The sequence below is a fragment of the Streptomyces tyrfis genome (assembly GCF_037034285.1).
Lineage (GTDB): Bacteria > Actinomycetota > Actinomycetes > Streptomycetales > Streptomycetaceae > Streptomyces.
Window position 1 is genome coordinate 70189 of the sequence record NZ_JBAGJZ010000041.1, and the last position, 9919, is coordinate 80107.

Annotated in this window: 7 protein-coding genes; 2 read left to right on the plus strand and 5 right to left on the minus strand. The window is 76.1% G+C overall.

Annotated features, from left to right (window positions below):
• Nucleotides 1-20 precede the first annotated feature (20 nt).
• Both WA762_RS26880 and WA762_RS26885 read left to right on the plus strand, forming a co-directional pair.
• Complete coding sequence (locus tag WA762_RS26880; RefSeq protein WP_335939034.1) at nucleotides 21-1670, plus strand: cytochrome P450; 1650 nt, start codon at nucleotides 21-23, stop codon at nucleotides 1668-1670.
• 293 nt (nucleotides 1671-1963) lie between these two features.
• On the plus strand, nucleotides 1964-3310 hold the full coding sequence (locus WA762_RS26885) for a 6-phospho-beta-glucosidase (RefSeq protein WP_335939035.1): 1347 nt from the start codon (nucleotides 1964-1966) through the stop codon (nucleotides 3308-3310).
• Nucleotides 3311-3423: 113 nt separating this feature from the next.
• Here the strand turns inward: WA762_RS26885 and WA762_RS26890 are convergent, their stop codons facing one another.
• From WA762_RS26890 to WA762_RS26910, 5 genes are all read right to left on the minus strand, one after another.
• The gene (locus WA762_RS26890) at nucleotides 3424-3819 is read right to left on the minus strand and encodes a cupin domain-containing protein (RefSeq protein ID WP_335939036.1); all 396 of its coding nucleotides are present in this window, start codon (nucleotides 3817-3819) and stop codon (nucleotides 3424-3426) included.
• Nucleotides 3816-4103 (minus strand): hypothetical protein, encoded by a 288-nt coding sequence (locus tag WA762_RS26895; RefSeq protein ID WP_335939037.1) that lies wholly within the window; start codon nucleotides 4101-4103, stop codon nucleotides 3816-3818. Before WA762_RS26895 ends, WA762_RS26890 begins: the two co-directional genes overlap by 4 nt.
• Nucleotides 4104-4846: 743 nt before the next feature.
• Nucleotides 4847-6874 (minus strand): hypothetical protein, encoded by a 2028-nt coding sequence (locus WA762_RS26900; protein WP_335939038.1) that lies wholly within the window; start codon nucleotides 6872-6874, stop codon nucleotides 4847-4849.
• A complete protein-coding gene (locus WA762_RS26905) occupies nucleotides 6871-8100 on the minus strand; it encodes a VWA domain-containing protein (protein WP_335939039.1) in 1230 nt (409 codons plus the stop codon). The genes WA762_RS26900 and WA762_RS26905 overlap by 4 nt, the downstream gene beginning before the upstream one ends.
• Nucleotides 8097-9919 (minus strand): DUF5682 family protein (locus WA762_RS26910; protein ID WP_335939040.1); only part of this gene is annotated, 1823 nt, incomplete at its 5' end. The genes WA762_RS26910 and WA762_RS26905, both read right to left, overlap by 4 nt.

Below are 9919 nucleotides of genomic sequence, written 5' to 3' on the forward strand. Positions count from 1 at the left end.
TCCTGATCCCTGGAGCGATCGTGACAACCCCCTTCCACTACGAGCCCGGAGCGGCCCGGGGGCCGGTCCCGCCCCCCGAGTGCCCGGCCCACGGCCTCGGCGCCGGCCCCGGCGGAATCCGCCGGTTCTACGGGCCAGAGGCCGAGCGGGACCCCCATGGTCTGTACGACAAGCTGCGCGCCGAACACGGCACCGTGGCGCCCGTGCTGCTGCACGGGGACGTACCCGCCTGGCTCGTCCTCGGGCACAGCGAGAACCTGCACATGACCCGGACGCCCTCGCAGTTCTCGCGTGACTCGCGGCGCTGGCGGGCCCTGCAGGACGGCAGCGTCGGCCCGGACCACCCCCTGGCGCCGATCTTCACCTGGCAGCCGATCTGCGTGTTCGCCGACGGCGCAACCCACGAGCGCCAGCGCGGCGCGGTCACCGACAGCATGGGGCGCATCGACACCCGAGGGGTGCGCCGCCACATCAACCGCTACAGCAACCGGCTGGTCAACGAGTTCTGCCAGGAGGGCCACGTCGACCTGGTCAGCCAGTTCTCCGAGCGGCTGCCGATGATGGTGATGTGCGCGATCCTCGGCATGCCCGAGGAGTACAACGACCGCATGGTCCAGGCCGCGCGGGACATGACCCGCGGCACGGCCACCGCCGTCGCCAGCAACGCCTACGTCCTGGACGTGCTGACGCGGCTGGTCGAGCGGCGCCGGCGCGAGCCCGCGGACGACTTCGCCACCTGGCTCATCGAGCACCCCGCCGGGCTGAACGACCAGGAGGTCAGCGAGCACCTCCGGCTGATCCTGATCGCCTCCTACGAGGCGACCGCCAACCTGATCGCCAACGTCCTGCGCATGGTCCTCACCGACCCCCGGTTCCGGGCCCGGCTGAGCGGCGGTCACATGACGGTGCCGGAGGCGGTCGAGCAGACCCTGTGGGACGAACCGCCGTTCACCGCGGTCTTCGGCCGGTGGGCCGTCGGGGACACCGAGCTCGGCGGCAAGCGGATCAGGGCGGGCGACGCCCTGATCGTCGGCATCGCGCCCGCCAACACCGACCCGGTGGTCCGGCCCGACCTCGGCGCGGACATGGTGGGCAACCGCGCCCATCTGGCCTTCAGCGGCGGCCCGCACGAATGCCCCGGGCAGGACATCGGGCGCGCCATCGCCGACGTCGGCGTGGACGCGCTGCTGATGCGGCTCCCCGACCTCGAACTCGCCGTCGACGAGAACGAGCTGAAGTGGATCGGGAACATCATGAGCCGGCACCTGGTGGAGCTCCCGGCGGACTTCGCCGCGCGCCCGCCGCAGGACGACAGGGAACCGCCGTCCATGGGCAGGCCGCATCCGCAGCCGCAGGAGTGGGAGGTGCAGTCGGCCGTACGGCACACCGGCCCCACCCCGGAGCGGCCGCCGGCGCCGGACCCCGTCCCCGTTCCGCCCGCCGCTCCCGTGGCCCCCGCGGTTTCAGCCGCCGCGGCGACGGACGGAGCGGCGAACGACGGTACGGGGGAGGGCGATCCGGGGCCGTCGGCGGCCGCGACGACGGCGGTCGACCCCGCGGAGACCCCGACCGCCGGGCCGGCGGTCACCGACCGGATCCCGCAGCAGCGCGGCGTGTCCGCGCCGACGCGGCTGTGGCGCGTCGTCTCCCGCTGGTGGAGCGCCGGCTGACCCATGCCCGCCCCGTCGGCCCCGCCCGCCCCGCCCCGCCGGGCGGGGCGGGCGAAACCCGGCCCGGTGACCATGGACCCGGATCCATGGCCGCCGGGCCGGTCGGCGGCGGACCGGGAGCCCGGCGCGCCCGGGGCGGGCGCCCGGAGGCTCCTCCGGGCGCCGGTGCCGGCACCCCGGCAGGCCCTGCCACGCCGGGGCGGGCCGGCGCGAGCGGGGACGGCGGGCTGTGGGAGGCCCGACCGATGCCGGCCCGGCCGCGTCCCGCCTTCGCCCCCGTACCATGCGGAAGCGTGAAGCTGACAATTCTGGGCGGCGGCGGATTCCGGGTTCCACTCGTCTACGGGGCGCTGCTCGCCGATCACGCCGAGGGCCGCGTCTCGGCGGTCACCCTCCACGACACCGACGCCGACCGGCTCGCCGCGGTGGCCCGCGTCCTCGCCGAACAGGGCGCGCACGTCCCCGACGCGCCCGCCGTCACCGCCACCACCGATCTCGACGAGGCGCTGAGGGGCGCCGACTTCGTCTTCTCCGCGATCCGCGTCGGCGGACTCGCGGGCCGGGCCGCCGACGAACGCGTCGCCCTCGACGAAGGCGTCCTCGGCCAGGAAACGGTCGGCGCGGGCGGTATCGCGTACGGGCTGCGCACCGTGCCCGTCGCCGTCGACCTCGCCCGACGCATCGCGCGGCTGGCGCCGGACGCCTGGGTCATCAACTTCACCAACCCGGCGGGCCTGGTCACCGAGGCCATGGCCCGGCACCTGGGCGAGCGGGTGATCGGCATCTGCGACTCCCCGGTGGGCCTCGGCCGCCGTCTCGCCCGGGTGCTGGGCGCCGACCCCGACCGGGCCTGGATCGACTACGTCGGCCTCAACCACCTCGGCTGGGTCCGCGGTCTGCGCGTCGACGGACGCGACGAACTGCCCCGGCTGCTGGCGGATCCGGAACTCCTCGGTTCGTTCGAGGAGGGCAGGCTCTTCGGCGCCGACTGGATCCGTTCGCTGGGCGCCGTCCCCAACGAGTACCTGCACTACTACTACTTCAACCGGGAGGCCGTGCGAGCCTACCGGGAGGCCGAGCAGACCCGGGGCGCCTTCCTCCGCGAGCAGCAGGAGGGCTTCTACGCCCGGATGAAGGACCCGGACGCCCCCGCCCTCGCCGCCTGGGACCGCACCCGCGCCGAACGCGAGGCCACCTACATGTCGGAGAACCGGGAGGCCGCCGGGGCCGGCGCCCGCGACGAGAGCGATCTGGACTCCGGCGGGTACGAGAAGGTGGCGCTCGCCCTCATGAGGGCCGTCGCCCGAAACGAACGGACCTCGCTCATCCTCAACGTCCGCAACGGCACGACCCTGTCCGTGCTCGACGCGGACGCCGTCATCGAGGCGCCGTGCCTGGTGGACGCGAGCGGGGCCCGTCCGGTCGCGGTCGACCCCCTTCCGTATCACGCCGTCGGCCTGGTCACCGCCGTCAAGGCCGTCGAGCGCGCGGTGCTCGACGCGGCGGACAGCGGCTCCCGCGCCGCCGCCGTGAAGGCCTTCGCGCTGCATCCGCTGGTCGACTCCGTGACCGTCGCCGAGCGGCTCGTCGACGGATACGTGAGGGCGCACCCCGGCCTCCGGTACCTCGACCGACCCTGAGCCCGTCCGGTGACGCGACCGGCCCTGAGCGGCCGTCGGGCCCGGACGGCGGCCCGGCAGTGTGTGCGCCGGGCCGCTGCGCCGGCAGTGTGTGCGCCGGGCCGCCGGTCGGGTCAGCCGGCCTCGTCGCGCTTTTCGAGGCGGGTGCCGCGGCGGAGGGTCATCGACATCAGGTCGCTGGGGACGTCCAGTTCCAGACGGTGCCAGCGGCCGCGCGGCACGACCGCGGCGGTGCCCGCCCGCAGCCGCACCATCTCCTCGACGTCGCCGGGGGCGACCGGGCGGAAGTAGATGCGGAAGCCGCCGGTCAGGCAGCACACGGCCTCGTCGGCCTCCGGGTGCATCTCCCAGTGGTCGGCGTGGACGTCGGCGTCGGTCTCCACGTGGAACGTCGCGATGTGCCAGGTACCGGGGTCGCCGCTCGCCATGCGTCGTCCGGCGGCCTGTATGTCGCCGTTGGGGCGGATGTGCAGTGCCGAGGCGAACAGGTCTATGGGGTTGGTCGTCATGCCGGTGTTCCTTCCATTCGTTTCCCTGCGGGGGCTGCGGGGGCGGTGGGTCGCGGGCCGGGCGTCCCGGCCCGGCGGCGGGGCAGCGCGCCGATCGCCACGACCGCCGCGACCACGGAGTGGGCGGCGGAGACGGTCAGGCCCAGGGCACAGCCGTCGTCGAGCGTGACGGGGCCGGTGGCCGTGCCGGTGCGGTGCGCGGCGAGGGCGGTCGGGGCGGCCGGGGCGGCCGGGCCGACGAAGCCGCCGAGTCGGCGGGAGCCGTCCATCAGGCCGGACGCCATGCCGGCCTCGTGCGGGGCGACGCCCCGGCGGTCGCGGCGGCGACGATCGGGGCGATGACCAGTCCGACGCCGAGCCCGGTGACGGCGGACACGAAGCAGAAGGCCACGAGCCGACCGACCGTGGAGAGCCGCCGCCGGCCGAACGGGTCGCAGGCGCGGACCCCTCAGCAGCAGGAATCCGCCGGGCGTGCACGCGTACGCGTGCACGATCCAGGACAGCCCGAGCGGTGCGAACCCCGGCGCCGTGCGGGTCGCGCGCAGCGCGACATTGACCACCGACGAGTCCAGGGCGACGGCGAACCGGGCGACGGGCGTCGTCGCCAGCACCGACCTCCGGACATCGCCGTAAGTTTTTGTACACGTAAGAAAAATACTCCGGGAGGTCTTCGCTGTCGACTCCGGGGGAGGGACATGTCGCAGCCGTCCGTGCCGCGTGGAGCCTCGGCCGGCCTCCGGTCTCCGGCCTCCGGTTCCTGGTCGACGGTGTACGGGTGTCCCGGGCAGCCGAGCGCCGGGCATAGCCGAGGGGCGTGGGAGGCGGGGCCGGGGCGAGCGGGGCTCAGTCGGCGCGGGGGGCGGGCCCCGGGCGGTCGGGCCCGTTGGGCAGGGGGTGCGGTCGCGAAGTGCCGGGCCCCGGCCGGTCGCGTGCCCCCTGGCGCCCGGGCTGGGAGCGGGCCGGTATCGAGTGGTCCGCGGAGGGGCGGCGGTGTGCGGGGTGCGGCGGGGCGGCGGGGCGCGGGTCGTCAGCGTATCGGCCCGGGGGCGAACTCGGGCTGGGAAGAACGGAGTTCGCCGCAGACCAGGAGATGGAGCTGGGCCTCCAGCCATGCGTCGGCCGCGGCCGACGGGCCCGCCCCGGTTGTCGCGGGCGCGCCGTCCAGACTGCCGAGGAAGGCGCGCAGCAGCGCCGCCGCACGGACGAGGCCGGTACGCGACAGCGCCGCGGCGGCGTCGTCGATACGGCGACGGGCGGGGACCGCCAGATGGCGCAGCCCGCTGTGCGGCACCGCGGACAACGCGGACGACGCCTCGTCCAGCGCCGCCGTCAGCGGCTCGGCCGGGCGGCGTCCCACCGGTGCCAGGGCCGTGGCACCGTCATGCGGCGCGAGATCGGGGACGACCACCCCGGCCGGGGTGAGCACCGCGAGCGGATCGATCGTGACGCCGCCGGCCAGACGGTGCACCGAACCGCTGACATGGGTGGTGCCGCCGCCCTCCAGCGCCTCCGCCAGGGCGTCCAGCGCGCCGGGGCACTCGGGCCGGTACCGGGACGCCAGCAGCGCGGACGTTCCGGAGGCATCGCGCACGACGGCCTCCAGACGCTGCTCGGCCGGGTGGTAACCGACGCTCTCCACCGCCGACAGGGCGACCACATGGACCGACTCCGCCTCGACACGCGGACGGATCAGCCGGGGCGGCCGTCCCTCCCAACCTGCCGTCAGCGCCGACAGGTCGCGCACGAGCAGGGGCGCCGGGAGCTCCGTCCAGGCCGTGCCGACCGGTGTGACGGTCGAGGCGCCGAGCCTGCCGCGGCCCACGGCCAGCGCGCGGCTCGCCGTGCGGCGCACGCTCTCGCTGACCAGGTTGCCCGTGGCCAGCGACCGCAGGGGCGTGCCGAGGACACGGCGGGCGGACAGCAGGTGGCCGGCGAGCCGCTCGTGCTCGGCCATCGCCCACGTCTTGCGGAGGACGAGGACGGCGGCCGCGCCGGGATGGGCGAAGTACACCTCGGAGACGAGGGACCGGGACGTGCCGCGGACGCGGCAGCCGAGCGCGGTGAGCCGGACCCGGCGCAGCGGGGTGTCCCCGGCCTCGTCGGTGCCCAGCACCCCGGGGAGCGCGGCCGCCCGCCGCCGGGCGTGCAGCTCGGTGATCAACGCGGCCACCGCCTCCGGGCGGTAGCGGGCGTCCCGGCCCGCGTACGCGGTGAGCTGGTCCGTCAGCTCCGCCAGGGCGCCGGCCGGCCAGTGCAGCGACCGGGCGCCGAGATCGGCGGCCGCCCGGGCCAGGGCCCCGCCGTGCACCGGGCCGACATGGGCCACGCCCTCCGCCAGCAACTCGTCGGCCAGCTCGACGGCCGCGTCCAGCGCGGGGCCGGCCTCCGGCGGGCCGGAGGCCCGGCCGCCGACCCGGACCGGCACGGTACGCTCCCCGGTCCCCGCCGCGTCGGCGGCCCGGAACGCCCACACCGCGAGCGCCACCACCTCCCCGCGCACCGCCGCGGTCGCGTCCGTCAACGCGTACGCGATATCGCCGGGGACGGGGAAGCGCACCGCGCAGGCGGGGAGTTCGACCCGGGGTTCGGGATGGTCCGGGGACGGGCGGTGCACCACCGCCGCGTAACCGCGGTCGAAGGCGCGACGGGCGGCGGCGAGCGGACGGGCGCCCAGAGCCGCGGCGAGCGCCTCGTCGTCGGTGTCGCCGGGCGACCACGCGGGGTCCGGGGCGGCGACGGACGCCGTGTTCGGCCCGGACGCACGCTGATGGGCCAGCACCAGGCCGACGAGATGGCGGCACACCCCGGGCGCGGCGCAGCTGCACGTGCCGTTGTCCAGACCGGCGCCGGGCGGCAGGACGGCGGTGGCGCCGTCGCCGAAGCGGGCGCGCAGCGTGGTGTCCTGATCGGCGGTCAGCTCCGGACCCCTGCCGGCGTCCAGCTCCTTCGTGGCCCGCTTGACCAGGCCCCGGTTGGCGAGCTCCGCGAGTGTGTCCGCGGTGAGGGCGAGCAGCTCGGGGCGCGCGGCGGGCACGCCGTTCGGCGCTTCGCTCATCGGCCCAGCCTCTCCGCTACGAAATCGGCCAGGTGGCCCGGCGTCATCGCCCCCACATGGGCCCCCGCCTCCGCGAGCCGGCCCGCGAGCTCGCGGTCGTAGTCGGGGTCGGCCTCCTCGTCCAGCGCGGCCAGTCCCAGGACGGTGCTGCCCTGTTCCACCAGGGCCCGTACCGAGCGCACCAGCCGATGGGCGTCGCCGCCCTCGTAGAAGTCGCTGATCAGCGCGACGATGGTGCGCCGCGGATTCTCCACCAGCTCCGCCGCGTACCGCACGGCGCGCGCGATGTCGGTGCCGCCGCCGAGCTGGACCCGCATCAGCAGCTCCACCGGGTCGGTCACGTCGGAGGTCAGGTCCACCACCTGGGTGTCGAAGGCGACCAGGTGCGTCCTGAGTCCGGGCAGGCCCCACAGGCACGCGGCCGTCACCGCCGAATGGATCACCGAACCGGCCATCGAGCCGGACTGGTCGACCAGCAGGATCAGCTGCCACCGCGTCACATGGCGCCGGGTGCGGGAGTGGAAATGGGCGCGCTCGATGAGCAGGCGGCGCTCGGCCGGCTGGTAGTGGGCGAGGTTGGCGCGCACCGTCTGCCGGAAGTCGAAGTCCCGCGCCAGCGGCACCCGGCTGGGGCGGCGGGAACGCGTGCCGTGGAACGCCCGCCGGATCTCCGGCCGGAGCCTGGCCAGCAGCCGGCTCACCACCGATTCGACGATGCGCCGGGCCAGCCGCAGCACCTCCGGGTTCATCAGGTGCTTGGTGCGCAGCACGGCCCGCAGCAGCGTCGCGCTCGGCTCGACCCGCTCCAGCACGGCGGGGTCGGTGACGATCTCCTGGATGCCGTACCGTTCGACGGCGTCCCGCTCCAGCCGCTCCACGGTCTCCTTCGGGAACAGCCGGTGGATGTCGTCGAGCCAGTCGATCGCGGTCAGGGCGGACAGGCCGGCGCCCCCGGCGCGCGGGACGGGGCCGGAAGGCCGCACACCGCGCCGGGCGAGATCCGGATCCCGGCCGTAGAGCCAGTCGAGAGCGGCGTCCCGGTCGGCGTCCACGCGGCTCGGAACGCCGGTGTACCGTTCGGCGGCGGAGCCCAGGAGCAGCCGCCAGCGTTCCAGCCCCGGGTCGGGCACCGGACCGGGAGCCGCGGGGGGCCTCGCGCCCGGCGCCGTGCCGGGACCGCCGTCCGGGACCGGGGCCGGGGCGGGAGTGTGGTCGGGCGTGGTCATGGGAGGGCTCCCAGGTCGTAGCGGGCCAGCAGCCGGGACACGGACTCCTCCAGGGCGCGGGCCCGGCCGGTCAGCAGCGGATCCTCGACGGTCCGCAGCAGGGAACGCGCCGAACCGCGCACGTCGCGCCGTGCCAGCAGCCGCCCGGCGATCCGTTCGCGCTCCTTGGGCGGGAAGAACGTGAACGCCTGACGCAGCGCGGGCAGCCCGGACAGGAACGCCTCCTCGGGCAGCGCGCACACCAGCTCGTCCAGCACGTCGATCAGCGACGCCGCGCCGGCACCGGCCGCCGGCTCCCGCGCCGCCGGGTCCGTGATCTCGTCGCGGGCGAGGGCGAAGAGACCGGCCAGCCAGTCCCCGAGAACATCCGCGCCGGCCCGCGCCACCGCGCGCACCGCGCCGGCCGGGTCGCCCGACGCCTCAGGACTTCCCGACGCCTCAGGGCTCCCCGACCTCTCCGGGGCCCGCGACGTCTCCGAGGTCCGCGCCAGGGCGCGATGCAGTCCGAACGCGGCGCCGCGCAGATCGGCCGGCGCCTCGGGATCGCCGCTGACGCGCCACGCGACCGAGGCGACCGTCTCCGGCCGGACCGGGAGCAGGTGCGGCGCGTGCCGCACCGCGTCCCGCACCGCCACCACCGCGCGCAGCCGCGGAAAGTCCACGCCCGAGGCGCTGCGGGCCCCTTCGAGGAGCCACAGCAGCCGTTCCGTCGCCCGTCCGACGACACCGGCCAGCAACGGACCCCGCGCCACCCCGAACACCCGGTCGTGCCGCCACAGGCCCAGCGCCGTGGAGAGGATCTCCCCGAGCGGCCCAGTCTTCTTCAACGCGCCGACGCGTGAGGAGAGTTCGCCGAGAAGCCGCTCCGAGAGGCCGTCCGTGCCGCACAGCACAGCGTCGAACAGCGTCCGGGCCAGGCCGTCCGCCTCGGACGCGTCGTCCCCGGTCCGGGCGGCGAGGGCCACCGCCGCCGCCTCCGCCAGCGTCGCCCCGTACGCCCCCGCCTCCACCAGCGCGGCCTCGCGCCCGGTGACGGATCGCGGCTCCCAGCGCTCCGTGAACACCGGATCGACCCCGTGCCGGGGCCCCGCGACGCGCAGATGACCGGGGATGCCCAGCACCCGCAGCCGGTGCAGCACCCGGCTGCGCTCCAGGTCGGCGGCGTCCGTGAGGTCGAGGCGGTACGAGGCGTCGGGGCCGCCGTCGAGCGACAGCGAGGCCAGCACGGCCGCGACGTCGTGCACCAGGGGCGGCGCCGGGGTGTCGGGGTGGAGCCGACCGACGCGGTCGCCGCCGCACGCCGCCACCATTTCGACGACGACGGGATGGGAACCCGCCTCCAGCGCGCCCCGACCCGTCCACGGCAGCGGGCGGTCCAGGTCGTCCGCGATCAGGGCGCCCGCGAGGCCGTCCAGCACGTCGATCCTGGCCGGCCCGGGGTGGCCGCGCAGCGTCGCGAGCCCCTGCGCCAGACTCCGCGCGGCGATCAGGTCGGAGGTGGACACCGGGACCTTGCGCGCCCGGAGCCGTTCGACGACCCCGCGCAGCAGGCCGTCCGCGGCCGCCTCGGGGCCCGCCTCCCAGACCCGCTGGTAGTAGCCGGGCGACGGCATCCCCGACTGGTATCCGGCGAAGGCGTCCAACTGCCGGAAGGAGTACGGCACCAGGAAGCTCCCGGCCAGGGCCCCGTCCGGCGGGGCGGGCACCCGCGGCCACCCGTCCGCGCCGTGCTCCCACTCGCCCGTCCCGTGTCCCCGCGGGCCCGCTCCGGGTTCCGGGCCGCTGCCGCTGCCGCTGCCGCTGCCGCTGCCGCTGCCGC